Source organism: Dyadobacter beijingensis DSM 21582, assembly GCF_000382205.1.
GTDB lineage: Bacteria > Bacteroidota > Bacteroidia > Cytophagales > Spirosomataceae > Dyadobacter > Dyadobacter beijingensis.
The window spans coordinates 717571-738287 of record NZ_KB907786.1 but is presented as its reverse complement, the minus strand read 5'-3'; the positions used below and the strand labels follow the sequence as shown (position 1 = coordinate 738287).

Annotated in this window: 14 protein-coding genes; 9 read left to right on the top strand and 5 right to left on the bottom strand. The window is 48.9% G+C overall.

Annotated elements, in window-relative coordinates; translation table 11 throughout:
* Positions 1 to 132: 132 nt before the first annotated feature.
* Positions 133 to 1212 carry a class II fructose-bisphosphate aldolase gene (gene fbaA / locus H144_RS0103120; protein ID WP_019940574.1) on the top strand — a complete coding sequence of 360 codons (1080 nt, stop codon included), beginning with the start codon at positions 133 to 135 and terminating at the stop codon, positions 1210 to 1212.
* 74 nt (positions 1213 to 1286) lie between these two features.
* On the opposite strand, the gene H144_RS0103115 is transcribed toward fbaA, so the two are convergent.
* The gene (locus H144_RS0103115; RefSeq protein WP_019940573.1) at positions 1287 to 3209 is read right to left on the bottom strand and encodes a T9SS type B sorting domain-containing protein; all 1923 of its coding nucleotides are present in this window, start codon (positions 3207 to 3209) and stop codon (positions 1287 to 1289) included.
* Between the two features lie 280 nt (positions 3210 to 3489).
* Here H144_RS0103115 and H144_RS0103110 point away from each other — a divergent pair, with 280 nt between their 5' ends.
* A complete protein-coding gene (locus tag H144_RS0103110) occupies positions 3490 to 4320 on the top strand; it encodes a retropepsin-like aspartic protease (protein WP_019940572.1) in 831 nt (276 codons plus the stop codon).
* Positions 4321 to 4544: 224 nt separating this feature from the next.
* Positions 4545 to 5240 (top strand): FkbM family methyltransferase, encoded by a 696-nt coding sequence (locus H144_RS0103105; RefSeq protein WP_211220669.1) that lies wholly within the window; start codon positions 4545 to 4547, stop codon positions 5238 to 5240.
* A gap of 2 nt (positions 5241 to 5242) precedes the next feature.
* Here the strand turns inward: H144_RS0103105 and H144_RS0103100 are convergent, their stop codons facing one another.
* On the bottom strand, positions 5243 to 5608 hold the full coding sequence (locus H144_RS0103100) for a winged helix-turn-helix transcriptional regulator (protein ID WP_033402403.1): 366 nt from the start codon (positions 5606 to 5608) through the stop codon (positions 5243 to 5245).
* 104 nt (positions 5609 to 5712) lie between these two features.
* On the opposite strand from H144_RS0103100, the gene H144_RS0103095 reads away from it, so the two are divergent.
* From H144_RS0103095 to H144_RS0103085, 3 genes are all read left to right on the top strand, one after another.
* Positions 5713 to 6348, top strand: coding sequence for an NAD(P)H-dependent oxidoreductase (locus tag H144_RS0103095; RefSeq protein WP_019940569.1), 636 nt, complete (start codon positions 5713 to 5715; stop codon positions 6346 to 6348).
* Between the two features lie 245 nt (positions 6349 to 6593).
* The gene (locus H144_RS0103090) at positions 6594 to 7301 is read left to right on the top strand and encodes a DsbA family oxidoreductase (protein ID WP_019940568.1); all 708 of its coding nucleotides are present in this window, start codon (positions 6594 to 6596) and stop codon (positions 7299 to 7301) included.
* A 200-nt stretch (positions 7302 to 7501) separates the two neighbouring features.
* The gene (locus H144_RS0103085; protein WP_019940567.1) at positions 7502 to 10066 is read left to right on the top strand and encodes a DUF5686 and carboxypeptidase regulatory-like domain-containing protein; all 2565 of its coding nucleotides are present in this window, start codon (positions 7502 to 7504) and stop codon (positions 10064 to 10066) included.
* On the opposite strand, the gene H144_RS0103080 is transcribed toward H144_RS0103085, so the two are convergent.
* Complete coding sequence (locus H144_RS0103080) at positions 10067 to 11923, bottom strand: M1 family metallopeptidase (protein WP_019940566.1); 1857 nt, start codon at positions 11921 to 11923, stop codon at positions 10067 to 10069.
* Between the two features lie 203 nt (positions 11924 to 12126).
* Here H144_RS0103080 and H144_RS33765 point away from each other — a divergent pair, with 203 nt between their 5' ends.
* Complete coding sequence (locus tag H144_RS33765; protein WP_019940565.1) at positions 12127 to 12291, top strand: DUF1328 family protein; 165 nt, start codon at positions 12127 to 12129, stop codon at positions 12289 to 12291.
* Between the two features lie 61 nt (positions 12292 to 12352).
* Here H144_RS33765 and guaA read toward each other — a convergent pair whose 3' ends face one another.
* Positions 12353 to 13882 (bottom strand): glutamine-hydrolyzing GMP synthase, encoded by a 1530-nt coding sequence (gene guaA, locus H144_RS0103070; RefSeq protein ID WP_026350373.1) that lies wholly within the window; start codon positions 13880 to 13882, stop codon positions 12353 to 12355.
* 202 nt (positions 13883 to 14084) lie between these two features.
* Here guaA and H144_RS0103065 point away from each other — a divergent pair, with 202 nt between their 5' ends.
* Complete coding sequence (locus tag H144_RS0103065; protein WP_229207832.1) at positions 14085 to 16568, top strand: outer membrane beta-barrel protein; 2484 nt, start codon at positions 14085 to 14087, stop codon at positions 16566 to 16568.
* A gap of 237 nt (positions 16569 to 16805) precedes the next feature.
* Positions 16806 to 19247, top strand: a complete 2442-nt coding sequence (locus H144_RS0103060) for a TonB-dependent receptor (RefSeq protein ID WP_019940562.1) — start codon at positions 16806 to 16808, stop codon at positions 19245 to 19247.
* A gap of 123 nt (positions 19248 to 19370) precedes the next feature.
* Here H144_RS0103060 and H144_RS0103055 read toward each other — a convergent pair whose 3' ends face one another.
* On the bottom strand, positions 19371 to 20561 hold the full coding sequence (locus H144_RS0103055; RefSeq protein WP_019940561.1) for a phosphoglycerate kinase: 1191 nt from the start codon (positions 20559 to 20561) through the stop codon (positions 19371 to 19373).
* Positions 20562 to 20717: the final 156 nt, after the last annotated feature.

Below are 20717 nucleotides of genomic sequence, written 5' to 3'. Positions count from 1 at the left end.
CTGGAACGCATAATAAACCATACATAGCTCGGCCATTTTCCCTAAAATAGCTAACTTGCAGGGATTGCCGTACAATTCAGGGCCTACACTTGAATTGTAAAATTAATTCTTGAAAAAATATCCTTTATTACTATGAGCGAAACGACAAAACGCTTTGCACCCGGTGTTGTAACCGGCGATGGAGTTAGTGAAATTTTCCGCCATGCCAACGAAAACAACTACGCCCTTCCGGCAGTTAACGTGGTAGGTACCAACTCGGTAAATGCGGTCCTGGAAACAGCCAAAGCGGTTAACAGCCCTGTTATCATTCAGTTTTCAAACGGCGGCGCTATATTTTACGCAGGAAAAAGCCTTTCCAATGCCAACCAGCAGGCGGCTATCGCCGGCGGTATCTCGGGTGCGCAGCACGTACACCAGATGGCGGCATTGTACGAAGTTCCGGTAATCCTCCACACCGACCACTGCGCGAAAAAACTCCTGCCGTGGATCGACGGTTTGCTGGATGCGGGCGAGCGTTATTTCGATCAATACGGCAAGCCTTTGTACAGCTCGCACATGCTCGACCTTTCGGAAGAGCCTATCGAGGAGAACATCGAGATCTGCGCTAAATATTTCGAGCGTATGGCGAAATTGGGCATGACGCTTGAAATCGAACTCGGTGTAACCGGCGGCGAAGAAGATGGTGTTGACAACTCGGACGTTGACAGCTCGAAATTGTACACGCAGCCTGAGGAAGTGGCATTCGCTTACGAAGAACTTTCTAAAATCTCCCCTAACTTCACCATTGCAGCGGCATTCGGTAATGTTCACGGGGTATACAAGCCGGGTAATGTGAAGTTGGAGCCGAAAATCCTCCGCAACTCACAAGACTACATCAAGCAGAAATTCGGTACCGGCGACCTGCCTGTTAACTTCGTATTCCACGGAGGATCAGGCTCATCCCGCGAAGAAATCCGCGAAGCGATCGAGTACGGCGCGATCAAAATGAACATCGACACCGACATGCAATGGTCGACCTGGGAAGGTGTTCTCAACTACTACAAAGCAAAGGAAGGCTATCTGCAATCACAACTCGGCAACCCCGAAGGCGCAGATTCGCCGAACAAAAAATACTACGACCCACGCGTATGGCTGCGCAAAGGCGAAGAGAGCATGATCTCCCGCCTGAAAGTGGCGTTCGAAGATTTGAACTGCATTAACCAACTGGGCTAATCGGTTTCGGATTTTAAAGGAATGGAAAAGCAACCTGAGAGGGTTGCTTTTTTGTTACATTCGCGTTCGGCATTTCAGCGGATCAACGTCACCGACCCCGCCAGCTCAGGGCTATTTTCAGTCAACCGGATCTTGTATGCATACACGCCCGGCATTTGCAATGCGCCCGCGACCGTTCCATCAAATGCATTCTGATAGCCGACCGAGTTGAATACCACCGTTCCCCATCGGTTGTAGATCGTCACCCGGCAGTTTGGGTAACCTTCGATACCTTTCAATTCCCAGGTTTCGTTGATACCGTCGTTGTTGGGCGTGAATGCATCGGGGATGAGAATACTTTCGATGATTTTAATCTGAACATTACGGCTGGCTGCACAGCCGTATGCATTCGTGGCGGTGACGGTGTAGGTAATGCCCCCGGATGGTGTAGATGTAGGATTCGCGTAAAAATCGCTGTTCAGGTTGTTAGGAGGCGTCCATTGATAGGTTACGTCTAGCGAATCTTTCACCACGATTTGAATAGGTTTGCCTCGGGAACCATACAGCACGTCCTCCAAATCCAGCACCGGCGTTTCGCTGACAATCACTTCGCGCTTCGCTACCGATCCGGGGCAATCCGCCGAGCCCTGAAACGTGTACTCCACTTCATGCCTGCCTACCCCGGCAATGCCAGGATCGAATGTATTTCCCGCTACCCCCGGACCCGCAAACGTCCCGCCGAATGGTGTCGCGTTCAATGCTACGGGTGGCGCCGAGATGTCGCAAATCGGCGGAATACTGTCCAACGCTGCCCCGGCCGACGATGCAACGATTACGTTTACGGTTTCCGAATCGAAAGAATCGGGACAGCCATTAATGCGGGTTGTCAGTAGTTGATAATTGCCATTTTCCTTTACCGTGATGCTTTGCGAAGTAGCTCCCCAGATCGGCTTGCCGTCTTTGGTCCACTGGAATTCGGGTTGCGGGCCGGGGAAGGTTTGTCTGGAGGTTAACGTTGCTTCCGAGCCCTGGCAGATGGTGAGGGTTTGAACTGCGGTGGTGTCGTGGTAAAGCTTTTTGTCAAAAACCTGCTGCTGGTTGCAGTCTACAACCACGAGGGTGTAATAAAAGCTGACGGCGCCGATCTTTTGTCCGTTTCGATACTCTTCGACAGAGAGTCCAATAAAATATTGACCTGCCTCATCTGCTTTAACGGTCATTTCACCAGTGTTCTCATTGATGGTAAGTCCTGGGTTTCCATGGACTTGATTTTGGTCATTATAGCCGTTTGCCCAAATCAAATCGCGAGCAAATATTTCACCGTGCATGAGCCCGCCACCGCTCATTACGATACCAGGTTTCGACAATTTATATTTAAGCTGATCACCATCGCTATCGACTGCCGAGAATTGAATGGTTTCGAGATCATCCTTACATACGAAGAAAGTATTCAGATTTCCAATGACCGGACTTGAATTGCGAATACGCGCGCCAGTCATTGTCATAGGTGGAATGAATGTTGTTACCCATTCAAACGCATTTCCCGAATTGACGGAATTACTATCCTTACCATCACGCGTCCCGATCGAATGCCATCCGATTATGAATCCGTTATTCGAAGACAATCTCTGTAAGTCGGGAAGATTTACCGTTTTTTCATAGATGTTCACAAATACATGCCGCTGGCCATCGAAGTCTTCCCACGAGCCCGTTCCTGCACAGGCAAGTGTATCCTGTCCAACTTCGCGGGAGGATAGTCGTTCAAGCATGATTGACTCAAAATGGAGCCATTTTCTATTACCGGTTTCCCAATGTCGGTTATTCTTAAAAAGATAAACAGGTTGCTGCTGCTGCTCCAACTCTGCACTGGTCGCATCGAGGTAGAGGATCAACCTCACTTTGTATCGATCATTCGAACCCGGCACGGTTTGCCATTCCAAATAGCTTCCCATTACAGAAAGGCTGAATGCTTGTGTGCAAAAACAAAGCATTACAATGATTGAAAACAGTTTGATCATTTCCGACAGAGGTTAAAATGAATGCAATCCCCGCAACCGACAATCACCCACATTTTAACCACCCAGCAGTGACAAATGAAATCCAATGTGCAACGGGCCTATTTCAATTATTGAATAGCCCGCAGAGCAAAAGGGAGTCTTAAAAGCTGCTTATGAATGTGCGCTTCACGTTCAATGTCCACAGCGGACCGTTCACACATTTATCCCCGCCTCTTAATTATCTATATTCTTCTGATTGGCTGGAAGGCCTATTTTTCGAAAAACAAAACCTTTCACTCCGATGCGAACACACGCTCTTACCGCTACCTTCCTTATTCTCGTGAATTATGCCAACGCGCAAAAGACAACCGGAAGCATACCGGCAAAAACAATAAACAACGACCTATTCGTGGAAGCTTTCGTGAATGGAAAAGGTCCATACAATTTTCTGGTGGATACCGGCGCATCAGGAATGGGCCGTATTGACGAACGGATTGTAAAGGAACTTGGCCTGACCGCATCCGACTCAGTCAGGAATTACGATGGAAGCGGCAAATACAATGTCGTCCCGGTTTTTAGCGTGGCAGGCCTACGGGTTTCTGCACTCGAAGAGAAAAATGTCCGGTTACTTTCCAGAAACTATAATGGAAATAGGAAAAATGGCAGAATGTTGATCGATGGTATCATCGGGCGGGAATTCTTCCGGAAATACCTTCTCACAATCGATCCAAAAGATGAAAAAATCACATATTCAATGGATTCATTGACGACCGGCGACCCAGGTGTAATTCCCTACCAAGGCGATTTTCAAATTAGCGCGATCGTGGGTGACACCGCGGTAACGTTGCACCTGGATACCGGATCCACCCTGACCATGCATTTTCCCAAAATATTGATAGATAAGCTTCCGCACACCAATACGGAGAAGAAGACTATCGCCAGAAGAGCAAACTCTGAATATTTTATACAAGAGACAGTCCTGCATGCCACACTGAAAGTAAGTTCGGTTGAAATTAAGGATTTGGTTGTCGACTACTCCGAGCAGGCGCAATTTGTCAATGTTGGAATGGGATTTCTTAAAAAATACAAGCTCACTATTGACCAAAAACGGCGATTAGTACGAATTGAGTGAGCAAATTTTATTTGATTCCGTCGTGTTTTTTGGATAACCGTTTAAATTATCATCTGCGTATATCCCATCGTTTAAATTCCAAATTATCATTAACTTTCAGCACACTAATCACTACACATCGAAACACAATGCTGAAATTGATCGAAAAAATCTATGTGGCACTTTTTGCAAGAAAAAGTTTGTATGCCCTCAATTGCTTTGTTTACAAATTAGGGTTAAAAGGAATGGGCGTTCTGAATTATGAAACGGATGCCGTCAGCGGGGAAAAGGCTTTTATTGATTATATGATCGCCAATAGCAAGCTCACCGGCGGCGTGGTGATGGATGTCGGGGCCAATGTCGGTGACTATTCCACCATGCTCCGCCAGAATAATGTCCGCATTCCGATCTTTTCGTTCGAGCCGCATCCTGTTACGTTCTCCAAACTTATTACGCAAAGCGAAAAATACGCCTTCAACCCCGTCAATAAAGGTATGGGGCAGAAAGCCGAAAGTCTGATGATCTACGATTATCAGTCGAACGACGGGTCGGAACATGCCAGTATTTTCAAAGACGTGATCGAAACCATCCATCACAGCCAGGCACGGGGCACGGAAATCGAACTGACGACGGTCGATTCGTTTGTGGAAGAAAATGGCATTTCCAAAATAGCCCTGCTGAAAATCGACACGGAAGGAAACGAATACAATGTGCTCAAAGGCGCTTCGCAGACGATCGAAAAGGGCATTATCGACACCATCCAGATCGAATTCAACGAAATGAACGTAGTTTCACGCACGTTCATGAAAGATATCGTGGATCTGTTGCCCGGCTATACATTCTACCGCCTCCTGCCCGACGGGTTACGTCCCATGGGCGCCTACTACGTTTTCACCTACGAGATTTTCGCATTCCAGAACATCGTAGCCATGCGCAACTAGCTTTACTCCGCCACCATCATCCGCTTCCGGTGCGCTACGCCCCAGTCACGCAGCGTCTTGATCACGATTTCCAGCGAATGGCCATATTCCGTCAGTGAATATTCGACCACGACGGGTATGGAATCGTACACCGTTCGTTTGACGAGGTCGTTGGATTCCAGCTCACGGAGTTCTTTCGATAGCATTTTGTCGGTAATGCCGGGCACTTCTTTCGCGATCTGCGAAAAGCGCTTGTTGCCGAACATGAGGGATATAATGATGGGCAGCTTCCACTTCCCGCTCAGTACTTCCAATGCGTCGCGGACCGGAAGTATGCTTTTCGTGCATTCGCCGAGCGTGTGGGGGTGCGTTTCCTTTGTCTTTTCCATAGCCATTTTTTTCACTATCCTTTTGTATACTACTTACAAATGTATAGCTTATTTAATTAAGTTTGCATGCCGGTTAATCATTGGCACACCAAACTTAGATAAAAATGAGCGAGTTAATAAAAAAATTGAACTGGCGCTATGCCACCAAACGCATGAACGGCCAAACCGTTCCCCAGGAGAAACTGGACAATATCCTCGAAGCGATCAAACTGGCGCCTTCTTCCGTTGGTTTGCAACCATATAATGTTGTAGTTGTTGAAGATAAAGAACTGAAAGACAAAATCTTCCATGAAGCAGCGAGCCGCCAGGCGCAGATCCCGGACGCTTCGCATTTGCTGATTTTCGCAGCATGGGAAAAACTGACTTCGCAGCATGTAGAGGATTATATCAAACTCATCGCTTCCACCCGTAATGTGAGCATCGAGTCGCTGGCCGGTTTTCACAGCAGCATTAACGGCGGTATCCTCAGCCGGGGCGAGGATGTGAATTTCGACTGGGCTGCCCGCCAGGCGTACATTGCTTTGGGCCACGGGCTCGTTGCCGCCGCTACCGAAGAAGTGGACGCTACGCCGATGGAGGGCTTCGATGCGGCAAAACTCGATGAAATCCTGGGACTTCGTGAGAAAGGGCTTCGCAGCGTCGTGATCCTTACCCTGGGCTACCGCGATCACGAGAAAGACCCTTTGGTGAATGCGAAGAAGGTGCGCCGTGCGCATGACGAACTTTTTATTTCGATCTGACATTCTCCTTAACGGGTAAAGGGAGGTTGGACGTCAGGATGTAGTAAAGTGGTCAAATGTAGTCAGGACTACACCTGACCAAAAATGACAATCCCTGACGACAAATGACTACGCCTGACCAAAAATGACAATCCCTGACAACAAATGACTACACCTGACCAAAAATGACAATCCCTGACAACAAATGACTACGCCTGACCAAAAATGACTCTCCCCCAGAGTTAAAACTACGAACAAACGATACCATGAAAGTCGAAATATGGAGTGATGTAATGTGCCCGTTTTGCTATATCGGCAAGCGGCGCTTTGAGCGTGCGCTGGCGGAATTTCCGCAGGCCGACCAGATACAGGTCGAGTGGAAGAGTTTTCAGTTGAATCCTCAGATGAAGACCCAGCCCGGAAAAAGCATTAACGAATATCTCGCCGAAACCAAAGGCTGGACGCCTGAATATGCCCAGCAAATGAACGACCATGTGACCAATATGGCCGCAGAAGCAGGTCTGGAATATAATATGGATAAGGCCGTACTGGCCAATTCGTTCGATGCGCACCGGTTTTTGCAGTTTGCCAAAACAAAAGGCCTCGGCGACGCGGCGGAAGAGCAATTGTTTAAAGCTTATTTTACCGATGGCAAAAATACCGCCGATCACGAAACGCTGATCGACCTCGGAACGGCCATTGGTCTTGATGCGGCCGAGTTGAAAGCCGTACTGGAAGGCACGCGGTTCAGCGAGGATGTGCGCCGGGATATCTACGAAGCGCAGCAGGTAGGCGCACGCGGTGTGCCGTTCTTCGTCCTCGACCGTAAATATGCCGTTTCTGGCGCCCAGCATACCGAAACTTTCCTGAATGCATTGCAACAGTCGTTCGGTGAATGGGAAAAGGCGAATCCAAAACCCCTCGTAAACCTGGCCGATGGTGCGAACTGCACCGTCGACGGCGAATGCGATTAACGATATAACACCCCTTGCCACGCGGCGTACCGACTGATCGGTACGCCGCTTTTTGTTGCCGCCCGCATCACTGGTACGGTTCTATAAGTAAAGTCCACGTCGGTAGTCCGGAATGTCATGTAATTTGTGCTAATTGCGCTAATTTGTTGCACAAAATACCGCCTTCCAACTATCACTGACAGCACTTTACACTTTACTATATGCGTTTTCTGGCCCTATTGCTGCTCTTTCTGACCATGCAACAACTCTCCCGCGCCGGGGGAATCCGGGGACGCATTACCACAAAAAATGGCGAAGCCCTACCCTACGCGGGCATTGCCGTAAAGGGCACGAGTAACGGCACGATGGCCAACGACGAGGGGGAGTACGAGTTCAGCCTTGCGCCGGGCAACTACGAAATCATCTTCCAATACCTCGGCTTCAAGAGCGTTTCCAGAGCCATTACCGTCGGCAGCGACTTCACGGAAATCAATGTGATGATGGAAGAGCAGGCGCTCAGCTTGCAGGAAGCCACGATCGGCAGAGCGAAGGAAGACCCCGCGTACAGCATCATGCGCCGCGCGATCGCGAAGGCACGTTTTCACCAGTTACAGGTGCGGGGCTACACCGCGAAAGTGTATTCCAGGAGTACCGGCGTAGCCACCAAAATTCCCTTTTTATTACAAAAAAGACTGAAAAAAGAAGGCGTCCAGCAAGGAAAGGCCATTTTGAACGAGAGCGTAGCGGAAATCAAATACCGCCGCCCGAACAATTACAGTCAGCGCATCATCTCTACCCGTAACAGCCTCGACAACAGCATTCCATCCCCCAACGAATACATTCTCGCGAGTTTGTACAGCCCCGAGATCGCGGGTACCATTTCTCCCCTGTCGCCCAAGTCTTTTGCCTATTATAAGTTTGAATATGAGGGGTATTTCGAAGAAAGGGGGGAAATAGTCAATAAGATTAAGGTAATCCCAAAAGCATACGGCGAAGGGGTTTTCAGGGGGAGCTTGTTTATACTCGAAGACCGTTGGGCCATTCATAGCTACGATTTGCAAACTACGACCAGCGGTTTGAACATTTCGGCCAAGCAGATTTTCAGTCCGGTACAAGGTGTATGGATTCCGGTGAACCAGCAGTTCAGGCTCAACGGCAGCTACCTCGGGTTCGCGGGGGAATTCCGTTACCTCGTTTCGCTGACCTATGAAAAACTGGACGTCGATCCGGGCCTGCGCGAGGATATTAGCATCGCCGACCACAAAAAAGAAGAAACCGCCAAAGTGAAAGGCGGCAAAGACCTCGAAAACCTGATCCAGGCCCAGAAAGAATTTTCCACGAAAAATTTCAGGAAACTCACCAAACAATACGAAAAGCAGCAGAAGAAGGAGCAAAAGGAGCAGCTCGGCAACGACCGGCTCGTGCGCCAGGATTCCATCGTGATCGATTCTATGGCCAACAAGCGCGACACCACCTATTGGCAGGCATTGCGGCCCATTCCGCTGACTAAATCGGAGGTTTCGAGCTATGTCACGCAGGATAGCATCAAGGTCGTGAAAGATTCGATCCGGGTCAAAACCAAGCCGGATTCCACGCATTTCAAACCAATCCACATTATCACGGGGAATACCTATTCGCTCGGCAACCGGAACACTTTCTATTTCAAAAGTCCGCTGCTATCGATCAGCTACAATTCCGTGGAAGGTAATGCGATCAATCTCATCACCGAATGGCAGAAACGCTGGGGTAAAGCCTCGTACCTGAGCGTACGACCGCTCATGCGCTACTCGTTCGGGCGCAAGAAATGGTATGGGAACCTTGAAACCAATGTCGGCGGTAAAAATTGGAACCTGGCGCTGGCCGGCGGCGAAATGGCCTCTCAGATCAATAGCCGCGAGCCGATTCCACCATTACCGAACAGCGTCGCCGCGCGCTTTTTCGACCGCAGCCTGATGAAGTTGTACCAAAAGCAATTCGGGCATATTCAATATACATTAAGAAACATCGGTGACGTGCTGAGCGTTAATGCCAGCTTCGATTTCGAGCGGCGGAAAGAGCTTTTCAACCAGGAAAGCGCGCGGCCGATCATTTTCTGGAGCCAGTTTGGCTTTACCCCCAACAGGCCGCCCAACCGCGAGCTCGCCAATACCGGTTTTGAAGACCACGACGCTTGGCTTTTCGATGTTACGGCCACCTTGCGGCCGTGGAGAAGGTACCTGATCCGAAATGGAGAAAAGCGTTATCTGCGAAGCAAGGGGCCATCTTTCAGTGTGAATTACAAAAGCGGACTGGGTTTTCTGGGCGACGTCGATTATTCCCTGTTGCAAGGCACGATCCGGCAGGACCTGAGCCTCGGCCCGAGAAGCAACCTCGAATACCTGGTGAATGGCGGCGGATTTTTGAATACCGCCAAAATGTATTTCCCCGATTACCAGCATTTTATGGGGAATGAGTTTTTCTTCCAATACGTGTACCCGCCCGACCAGTTCCGCATGCTGCCCTATTACCGTTACAGCACTTCGCAATGGTTTTTCCAGGCACACCTCACGTGGAGCATGCAGCATTTTGCGCTTACACGCATTCAGTCGCTGCGCGTGACGGGCCTTTCTGAGACGTTGCAGCTGCATTACCTGCGCGTCCCAACGATCAGAAACTACTCGGAAGTCGTGTATGGAATCGACAATATCATGCGGATCGTTCGGTTGGAGGCCGTAGCGCAATTCCACGGCTCGCATTTCAACGGCATGGGATGGCGCATCGGTGCCTCCTTTCGGTTCGGACGATAGTTATTTTGCTTTGGCAGCCTTGAAACGCGGGATGGTCCTCGTTACCACCGGCCACACGTTATTATCAGGGTCGATATCGGCCATTCGCTGGCTTGGATCGATCACAATGGCTTGAATTTCGGCGATATTGCGGTCTATCGTGAAGGTATATTCCGGGTAAGTCCAACCCCAATCGGCCATTTGCGTCGTTTTAGAATACCAATTCTCCTTCTTTTCGCCCCGCATGATTTCCAGCGGAATATAAAAATTCTCCTGCGTGCCGTCTTTGTAGCTCACCACCACATCAAGCGGCATCGGCATCTGCCCGATCCTTTCGAGCACCACATCGGCTTTCCCGGCGTTAGCTACCACTTCACGAATGCCGTAGTCGATCGTTTTCGTCGTCCCTACGAAATTTTCCCAGTACCAATCCAGTTCCAGCCCCGATTCCTTTTCCATAATGCGCTTCAAATCGGTCGGGTTCGGGTGTTTGAACTTCCATTCATTGTAATACCGCTTCATACCCCGCTGGAACACGTCCTTGCCAATAATGTAGTTCAGTTGGTTCAAAAACACGGCGCCTTTGGAATAGCTCGCAATGCTGTACGCGCGGTTGGTATTGTAGTGGTCCGCATGGGTGGTCAGCGGCTCTTCCAGCCCCGACTTGACAAGACTGCGGTAACTGGTGGTCGCGCTGCGCTGGGCGTCACCGCGGGACGGGAACAGCTCGGCCATAACCATATTCTGCGCGTAAGTGGTAAATCCTTCGTCCATCCACGAGTATTTCGATTCGTTCGTCGCCAGAACGCCCTGGAACCAGCTGTGGATCGATTCGTGGACCGTTACGCTCGTCAATGCATTCAGGTTCAAGCGACCTGTGATGAGTGTCGCCATCGGGTACTCCATACCACCGTCACCACCCTGGATGACCGAATATTGTTTATAAGGATAACGCCCGAACTGCTCGTTCATGATCTTGAATGAGCGCACCGCCAGCGGCTCCATTTCCTTCCATGAATTAGCCAGCGTATCGGTTTGGTAAAAGAAATGCAGGTCCAGGTTATCATCCACCTTTACAATATCATGCTTGTAATCGCGGTCGGCGGCCCACATGAAGTCGTGCACTTCGGGCGCGACGAAATGCCAGGTAAGGCGGTCGCCGGGTTTGTGGGTAATGTTTTTGGCGGAATAACCGTGACCAATCTTGTCGGGATTCTGCAGGTAGCCTGTTCCGGCAATGGTATAGGCTGCGTCCATCGTGATTTTTACATCAAAATCACCCCATATTCCGTAGAACTCGCGACCGATGTAGGGATTGGCATGCCAGCCCTCATAATCGTATTCGCACATTTTGGGATACCATTGTGCCATCGAATAGTCGATGCCCTCGCTGTTGTTGCGGCCCGTGCGGCGGATTTGTACCGGCACTTGTGCTTCAAATTCCAGGTCGAAAGTATGCTGTGACTTGGGGAGGATTTTCTCGTTCAAAGTTACCTCGAGGATCGTGCCCACGACCTCGTATTTCAATGCCTTGCCATTCTGTTTGAGTGAAAGCACTTTTTCGTAACCGATTTCCGAAGGCGACAATCTGGAAATGCGGTCCTTCACGCGTGCATCGGGGTCGCTGATGGTGCGCGAGCGAACGTCCATCTGGCTGCCGGGCTGGAATGCATTCAGGTATAAGTGATAAAAAACCTTCTGAAGCGTATCGGGGGAATTATTGGTGTAAGCCAGCTTTTGGGTCCCTTTGTACTGGTGTTTGACAGCATCAAAATCGATCTCCATCTGATACTTCGCACGCTGCTGCCAACGGTCGTTTTGTGCTGAAACCCGGAATGTAACCGCCAGGAGCATCAACACAGACAATTTAAACTTCATTCGTAATCAGGTATTTTGGTTAAACCGCAAATTACGGGAATTGTCTGGTTTTATCCGGAAACTGTGCATCATTCTCCACAAAAAACCTCATTTCTAGGCGATTCCAGCGATTCAGGCGCTATTGTGCGCTTCTGCGCTTCTGGCATAATGTTGGTAGCTGTTATATCAGAAATCAATAATTAAAAACTAAATACTTGTCAATCATGCTTAGATGGACCGTAATATTTCTGATCATCGCTATTGTGGCCGGTATCCTCGGATTCGGTGGTATAGCAGCAGGCGCAGCCGGAATTGCTAAAATTCTTTTCTTCGTATTCCTTGTACTCTTCGTATTGAGCTTATTAAGCCGTGGCGTCGGGCGATCCTGACGTTTTACGCAAACACTACTAATGAAAAAAGCGGACGTAAGGTCCGCTTTTTTCGTATTCGTTATTCCCACTCGATGGTAGCCGGTGGCTTGGAAGAAATGTCGTAAACGACCCTGTTCACCCCTTTTACCTTATTGATGATGTCGTTCGAAACTTCCGCCAGGAAGTCGTAAGGTAAATGCGCCCAGTCGGCTGTCATACCGTCCACGGACGTCACGGCACGCAGCGCGACTACGCGCTCATACGTACGCTCGTCCCCCATTACGCCTACGCTTTGCACGGGCAGTAGCATCGCACCTGCTTGCCAAACGTCCTTGTAAAGATCCCATTTACGCAATCCGCCGATGAAAATCGCATCCACTTCCTGCAAAATTGCCACTTTTTCCGGGGTAATGTCGCCCAGGATACGGATCGCCAGGCCGGGACCTGGGAACGGGTGACGGCCCAGGATCTTCTCATCGATACCCAGTGTACGTCCCACCGCCCGCACTTCGTCCTTGAACAAAGTATTCAGTGGCTCAACGATTTTCAATTTCATGAAATCAGGCAAACCGCCCACGTTATGGTGCGATTTGATCGTCGCCGAAGGTCCTTTGACAGAGACTGATTCAATCACATCGGGATAGATCGTGCCTTGTCCGAGCCATTTTACGTCCTCGATGAGGTGCGCTTCCTGGTCGAAGATGTCGATAAACGACTTTCCGATCGCCTTGCGTTTCGCTTCCGGGTCCGTCAGCCCGTCGAGCGATTGGTAAAAGTGTGATTTTGAATCCACACCTTTGATATTTAAGCCCATATCCTGGTAAGAATGGAGCACTTGCTCGAACTCGTCCTTCCGCAGCAGGCCGTTATCTACGAAAATACAGTACAAATTCTGACCGATCGCGTGGTGTACAAGCGTTGCCGCCACCGTGGAATCCACTCCGCCCGACAATGCCATTACGACCTTATCGTTGCCCAGCTTCTTGCGAAGCTGCTCCACGGTGTGTTCTACAAATGAATCGGAAGTCCAATCCTGCTTGCAGCCGCAGATATTCACTACGAAGTTGTGCAGCAGCTTTTTACCCTCGGTGGTATGCGTCACCTCCGGGTGGAACTGGATACCGTAGGTCAGTTCGTCTTCAACTTTAAATGCAGCCACCTTCACCGATTCCGTCGACGCGATCACGTGGAAGTTCTGCGGCGCGCGAACGATGGTATCGCCATGCGACATCCAAACCTGCGAAGATTCCGACAGGCCGGCCAGCAATGAAGAATCCGTATCGTCGATTTCCAGGCGTGCCCGGCCGTATTCGCGGTGCTGCGAGGGTTTCACATCGCCGCCGAGCTCCTGTGCGAGGAGTTGCGCACCATAGCATACGCCCAGCAGGGGCAAGGTTTTGCGGAATTTGTTAAGATCTACGCGGGGAGAATCCTCATCCCTTACCGAACAGGGGCTACCTGAAAGAATGACGCCTTTGACGTTGGGAGTGAGGTCGGGGAAGTTGTTGTATGGGTGGATTTCACAATAAACATTCAGTTCGCGTACTCTGCGTGCAATCAACTGGGTGTACTGTGAGCCAAAATCTAAAATAAGAATTTGTTCAGTCATATATATGCTATCTAAAACGCAAAGGTAGGGAGATTGGAGGAAAACCAAAAAACGAAGTTGAAAGATAGGGGAGATAATGAAAAGGCCCGCACCGACAACCAGCTGCTAAATGATCGCTGCCGCGTGCTTATTTAATTGTTCTGTGGCTTCGGGGAGCCTTAAGTTCGCTAGATAATCCGATTGGTTCGGATCAGCGTGAACCATGAAACATTCTTTCCTTAAACCATCCTTCGCTCGTACAATGAAATTTTACCTATCCCCACTCCTGCTTCTTCTCTTCGCATTCGCCACATCAGCCCATGCTCAAAAAGCATCGGGAAAGATTATAGGCTCAGTTGTGGACGAAAACTCGACGGCCTTACCATTTTCCAGCATTGTTGTATCCAGCGCAAAGGATTCATCGATGGTGGTGGGTCAAACGGCGGATGAAAACGGCAAATTCAGTTTCGAAAAAATTCCTAATGGCCTTTACATGGTAACGGCTTCAATGGTGGGGTACCAAAGGTCTACGAGCTCCGCTTTTCAAATCGATGATAACACAATCCAGCTTCCGAGTCTGCAACTGTTGCATGCATCGCGCGATCTTCAGGAAGTTGCCGTGGTGGCAAAGAGGCCATTCGTAGAACAGCTGGTTGACAAAACTGTCATTAATGTTGCCAGCAGTATCAGCTCCACCGGCGGTTCCGCCTTGCAGGTCTTAGAAAAATCGCCTAGCGTATCGGTTAACGCACACCAGGAGCAAATTGAACTTGCAGGAAAATCCAATCCACTGGTAATGATCGACGGGAAACCTACTTATCTGTCACAGGCAGATCTTTTCAATCTGCTGAAAAACACCCCAAGCGAAAACATTGAAAAAATTGAACTGATAACAAATCCTTCGTCCCGATACGACGCGGCAGGGAATTCGGGAATCATCAACATAATATTTAAGAAAGGCAGTAAGCCTGGAACCAATGGCAGTGCATCTATATCCGGCAGTATCATCACACACGGATATGGCAGGGGTTCAATTGCTACCAGTATTAATCATAGTGAAGGAAGACTCAATTTGTTCGCCTCATTGAACGGAATGGAGGGTAAAGGATTTAGTAAAACCATTTATGACAGAACAATTGTTGATGGGCCTACACAAGTTCGGTTTGATCAGGTTTATGGTAACCTGCATTGGCTTAAAAACTATGGATATCGCGCCGGAGCGGACTACAATCTCGGCAACAATACAAGGATAGGTGCCAAGATCTATGGAACACTTAATAAGCTCAAGACATTGTCGCGGTACTCCGACACCAAGCTTTACAACGCAGATTTTACGCTTAAACAGAAATACTACACAAACGCACATACCAATGATCGGAGAGATAATATCAATGCGAATGTTAACTTTGATCATTCGTCAAAAAGCGGCTTGGGAATAAACTTCGATGCCGACTATCTGGCTTACACGGGGATAAAAGTAAATTCTCTCACAACCCACTTCTATAAACCTGACGAAAACCTCGATGGCCCACCGCAGGTGGTAAGAAATACGATGCCACTATCTATTAGGATCGGAGTTGCTAAACTCGACTTTAATAAAAAGGTTGGAAAATTCAATTTCGAAGGCGGAGTAAAATCGAGTTTTGTCAAAGCCGACAACGAAATGGTATACGAGGACTTTGAAAACCAGTGGATAGTAGACTCTCTTCGATCAAACCGCTTTATTTATAAAGAAAACATAAATGCTGCCTACTTTTCATTCAGACGGCCACTTACACCTGGTGTAACATTACAGCTCGGTTTGCGACTTGAACACACCAGGCTGTCGGGGCATTCGACAACACTTAAAAAATTAAATGAACAAAATTACATTCGCCCTTTCCCGACATTATTTTTGTCTCATGTTCTGAATGCTGCGCATACACTGACGTGGTCTTATGGCTATCGAATCGACCGTCCCAACTATCAGCTCCTAAACCCATTTGAAAGTTATCTCGACCCTTATACAACACTTCGTGGAAATCCTGATTTGCAGCCCCAGTTCACAAACAATTTCCAATTCACCCACCTATTTCGGGGTGTGGTAAATACAAATATTGCCTATGCCATCACCAGAAATTTAATCGTCAACGAATTTCCCTCCATTACAAAAAATGATAGCAAAATGTCCCTCTCGCCGGAGAACATGAGCTTTTCACGTCATATCAGTATTACGATATCTGCACCATTGGCGCTCACTTCCTGGTGGAACCTTCAAGCCAGTTTGTCAGGCCGGCTGAGTCGTTATCGAACATTCTATAAGCAAGACCAATTTCTTGTAAAGCAGCCTACGCTATCACTAATGATGAGCAATACGCTGAGCTTTGGAAAGGAATGGTCAGGAGAAATTTCAGGCAATTACATGAGCCGTCGCGTTTATGGACTTTTAACCTGTCCACCTATCGGGGCTGTGAACTTGGGTGTACAGAAGACATTCTTTCAAAAGAAAGCGAGCGTTAAATTTATCGGTCAAGACGTTTTTTGGACAAGCAAGTTTGTCGGATCGACCCATTTTGCAGATTTGGATCTTACCGTTCAGTCCCTTGGTGTTAGTCAAACTTTCACTATTTCTCTTTCTTACAAATTCGGCGCTCAAAACCTGTCAAAAGAAAAACCCACCAACAGCAATGCCGAAGAATTCCAAAAAAGAGCATCGGGAGGCAGCTAATGTCGCTCAAACCGCCATTTAACCGTTTAAACTTTTTTTTACGCCATATGCAACTTCCTTTTATCTCTTTGTATCTATAAGCCGAAAGATAGCCACACACCACTTGTACAGCATTTTGAACCATTTATGTAATCTAAGGTTCTATGCAATACCAGGTACTTATCTTTACAGTGTACCAAAAGGAACAACGCTTCCCTGCGTACGCTGAACTTTCAACTATTAGCCATGAAAATCTTAATGAACCTAACTGCAGCGCTGCTGCTGGGCAGTGGATTTGTGCACGCACAAGCTCCCCAGCCTCTTCCCGGAAAAGGAAAGATCACCGGCGCGGTGCTCGATGAAAAGTCACAACCGTTCCCGTTTGTGAATGTGCTCCTGCTGCAAGCCAAAGATTCGGTGCTTGTAAAAGGCCTTGCGGCCGACGACAACGGCAAGTTCGCCTTCGACCAGGTGGCCGCCGGCAAATACCTGACGCTGGTCTCGATGGTGGGCTACCAGAAAGCATACAGCGAAACATTTAATGTCAAAGACGCTCCCGTAAACCTTCCTACTATCACGCTTACATCGGATACGAAATCACTGAACGAAGTGACCGTCGTGGCGAAAAAGCCGTTTATCGAACAGGAAATCGACCGGACGGTGGTGAATGTCGAAAACAGCATTGTGTCCGCCGGCGCTACTGCACTGGAAGTGCTCGAACGCGCGCCGGGCGTGACGGTCGATCAGCAGAACGAACAACTGAAACTGCGCGGCAAGGAAGGTGTGATTGTTCAGATCGACGGAAAACAAACCTTTTTATCCCAGCAAGAACTCATTACCCTGCTCCGCAACACGCCGAGCGACAATATCGAAAAGATTGAGCTGATCACGAACCCATCTGCCAAATACGACGCGGCGGGCAACTCGGGGATCATCAATATCAAAATGAAGCGCAACAAAAACTACGGTACCAACGGGAATATCAACCTCGGCGGCGCGTGGGCGAAATACGGTCGCGCCAACCTTAACGGAACGCTCAACCACCGGGCCGGAAAAGTGAGCTCGTTTATCAGTGCAGGCGCTTTTTATAACAAAGGTTTTAACAACAACGACATTTACCGGACCATTCCCTACGATGGCAAAGTGACGATCTTCGACCAGAAAACGGAGCGGATCAACGAATCGGAATACTATAATGTGCGGGCAGGCATCGATTACAATGCAACGGACAAAACCACAGTGGGCGTACTGGTTTCCGGGTTCTACAACGATTGGAGCAACCCATTCGGACAAACCAATACCCGGATCCTGAACGAGAACATGAGCCTTCAACGGACCTTCCGGACCAACGTTTTCAATGGCGGCAAAATGAATAACATCAGTTCTAACCTCAACCTGAAACACCAGTTCAACGACAAAGGCAAGGAACTGACTTTCGATGTGGATTACGTGCATTACGGCGGCAAAAAGAAAAGCAACCTGGATACACGCTACTTCAATCCGAACGGCACGCCCGACGAATCCGCTACTGAAATCGTGCGCAACGAAATGCCTTCGGACATCAACATTGCGATGGCGAAACTGGACTACACCCAGCCCATCGGCAAAGGCAAGTTTGAAACAGGCTTGAAAACGAGCTACGTGACCTCGGATAACGATATGGTGTTCGAAACTTTCGCCGACAGCTGGCAGATCGACCCGAAACGTTCCAACCGTTTCAAATACACGGAAAACGTGAATGCTGCCTATGCCAATTACGCCGGCGCATTCTCGAAAAAAGTGAAATACCGGATCGGCGTCCGTGCAGAACACACACATTCGATCGGCAACTCGGTCACACTGAACCAGAAACGCGACCGGAATTACCTTAACTTTTTCCCAAGCATTTTCCTGTCGAACCAGCTCGATACGAACAACGTCCTGAACCTGTCGTACAGCCGCCGGATCGACCGGCCGAATTACCAGTCGCTGAACCCTTTCGAGTTTTACCTCGATCCGTACACATTTGCGAAAGGTAACCCGAACCTGAAACCGCAATACACGCATTCGTTTCAAATCGTACACGTATACAAGAATGCCATTAATACGACGCTGGCGTACAGCCGTATCAAGGATATGATCGCGGATGAACTGCCTCAGCAGATCGCATCGGAGAATAAGACTTTTGTAACATCCGATAACCTGGACAACCAGGACAACGTTAGCCTGACGGTCTCCTTCCCGATCCCGGTCACTAAATGGTGGCAGGTACAAGCGAACTTTACGGGCGTGTACAACCATTACAAATCATATTACCTCGAACAACAGCTCGAAATCAAACAGGTATCGTGGAATATGTACGCGAGCAACCAATTTACTCTCGGCAAGGGATGGTCCGCTGAGCTCTCCGGCTGGTATAATAGCAAGCAGTTCTACGGATTGTATAATGCCAAGCCGATGGGGATGATCAATGCAGGGTTGCAGAAAAATATCCTGAACAAGAAAGGAACGATCCGTTTCAATGTGAACGACATTTTCTGGATGAACCGTTTCCGCGGAACGGCCATGTATAAGGATATCGATTTCAGGGTGCGTTCCGAATGGCCTAGCCGCCAGTTCAGACTGACCTTCACCTACAACTTCGGTAACCAGAATGTGAAGGGTGCCCGCCAGCGCAATACCGGCTCCGACGATTTGCAGAAACGCGCAGGCGGCAATTAAAAGTGGAATTCCGGCCGAACGAGGCCAGTGTTCATAAATTAGTTAGGTTTGTTATGCAGAAAATCCATCCCGCGATGTGCGGGATGGATTTCTTTTTTTGCAATAAACCTAAAAAGGAAATGCTTATGCCTGCAATGCGGCAACACCCGGAAGCACTTTGCCTTCCATGTATTCCAGCAATGCGCCGCCGCCGGTCGAAACGTAGCTTACGCGGTCGCCGTAGCCTGCATTGTTGATTGCCGAAGCCGAGTCGCCACCGCCGATGAGCGAGAATGCGTCGTTTTCTTCGGTGACCGCCACCACTGCCTCCGCGATGGCATTGGTGCCTTGGGCGAAGTTAGGGAACTCGAATACGCCCATCGGGCCATTCCAGAGTACGGTTTTGGAGTTTTTGATAATGTCGGAGAAAATTTTCGCCGTTTCAGGACCGATGTCCAGGCCTTCCCATTCGTCGGGGATCTGGCCGGCAGGTACTACTTTGCGTTCCGCGTCGTTCGAGAATTTGTCGGCGATCACGGTGTCCACGGGCAACACGAGGTTAATCCCTTTGGCTTTCGCTTTTTCGATCAGTTCCAGGGTAAGGTCCTGCTTGTCGGCTTCGAGCAGGGACTTGCCGATGCTTCCGCCTTGTGCTTTGGAGAATGTATAAGACATACCGCCGCCGATGATCAGGTTATCCACCTTGTCGAGCAGGCGTTCGATGATCAGGATTTTGTCGGAGATTTTAGCACCGCCCATGATCGCCGTGAACGGTCTTTCCGAATGCTCCAGAAGACGTTCCGCGTTATCCAGCTCTGCTTGCATTACGTAACCGCAAACCTTGTCGGAGAAGAATTTACCAATCACGGCCGTCGAAGCGTGTGCGCGGTGTGCGGTACCAAATGCGTCCATTACCCACACGTCGCCCAGTTTCGAGAGTTTCTCGGCGAACGCTTCGTCACCTTTTTCTTCTTCTTTATAAAAACGCAGGTTTTCGAGCAACAACACTTCTCCCGGCTGCAACGCGGAGGCCAGCTCCGTAGCGCTTGCGCCAATGCAATCGTCGGCAAACTTCACCGTCTTGCCGAGGATCAGCGACAATGGGTTCACCAGGTGTTTCAGGGAGTATTTTTCCGTCGGGCCGTCTTTGGGGCGTCCCAGGTGTGACATTAAAATGACGGAACCGCCGTCATTAAGAATCTTGCTGATTGTAGGAATGGTAGCACGGATACGGGTGTCGTCCGTGATCTCAAATTTTTCATTAAGCGGGACATTGAAATCCACGCGCACCAGGGCTTTTTTCCCTGAAAAATCATAAGAATCTAATGTAGTCATGGGCAGGTAAAATTGTTATCCATAGAGAACAAATGTAAATCAATTTCTTAATTATATACTATGCATTTCAGAAAAGGCGGCATCCATCATAGGCATAATCCTATTTTTACCTTTCATTTTTCTATAAAATAAGTAATTAACCAAATTTTAATACAA

What these genes read in the sequence shown, in the direction of transcription:
- H144_RS0103055 (WP_019940561.1), bottom strand. Translation starts at nt 20,561, where the DNA reads ATGACTACATTAGATTCTTATGATTTTTCAGGGAAAAAAGCCCTGGTG.
- H144_RS0103065 (WP_229207832.1), top strand. Translation starts at nt 14,085, where the DNA reads ATGAAACATTCTTTCCTTAAACCATCCTTCGCTCGTACAATGAAATTT.
- H144_RS33765 (WP_019940565.1), top strand. Translation starts at nt 12,127, where the DNA reads ATGCTTAGATGGACCGTAATATTTCTGATCATCGCTATTGTGGCCGGT.
- H144_RS0103105 (WP_211220669.1), top strand. Translation starts at nt 4,545, where the DNA reads ATGGGCGTTCTGAATTATGAAACGGATGCCGTCAGCGGGGAAAAGGCT.
- H144_RS0103090 (WP_019940568.1), top strand. Translation starts at nt 6,594, where the DNA reads ATGAAAGTCGAAATATGGAGTGATGTAATGTGCCCGTTTTGCTATATC.
- H144_RS0103100 (WP_033402403.1), bottom strand. Translation starts at nt 5,608, where the DNA reads ATGGAAAAGACAAAGGAAACGCACCCCCACACGCTCGGCGAATGCACG.
- guaA (WP_026350373.1), bottom strand. Translation starts at nt 13,882, where the DNA reads ATGACTGAACAAATTCTTATTTTAGATTTTGGCTCACAGTACACCCAG.
- H144_RS0103085 (WP_019940567.1), top strand. Translation starts at nt 7,502, where the DNA reads ATGCGTTTTCTGGCCCTATTGCTGCTCTTTCTGACCATGCAACAACTC.
- H144_RS0103060 (WP_019940562.1), top strand. Translation starts at nt 16,806, where the DNA reads ATGAACCTAACTGCAGCGCTGCTGCTGGGCAGTGGATTTGTGCACGCA.
- H144_RS0103110 (WP_019940572.1), top strand. Translation starts at nt 3,490, where the DNA reads ATGCGAACACACGCTCTTACCGCTACCTTCCTTATTCTCGTGAATTAT.
- H144_RS0103095 (WP_019940569.1), top strand. Translation starts at nt 5,713, where the DNA reads ATGAGCGAGTTAATAAAAAAATTGAACTGGCGCTATGCCACCAAACGC.
- fbaA (WP_019940574.1), top strand. Translation starts at nt 133, where the DNA reads ATGAGCGAAACGACAAAACGCTTTGCACCCGGTGTTGTAACCGGCGAT.
- H144_RS0103115 (WP_019940573.1), bottom strand. Translation starts at nt 3,209, where the DNA reads ATGATCAAACTGTTTTCAATCATTGTAATGCTTTGTTTTTGCACACAA.
- H144_RS0103080 (WP_019940566.1), bottom strand. Translation starts at nt 11,923, where the DNA reads ATGAAGTTTAAATTGTCTGTGTTGATGCTCCTGGCGGTTACATTCCGG.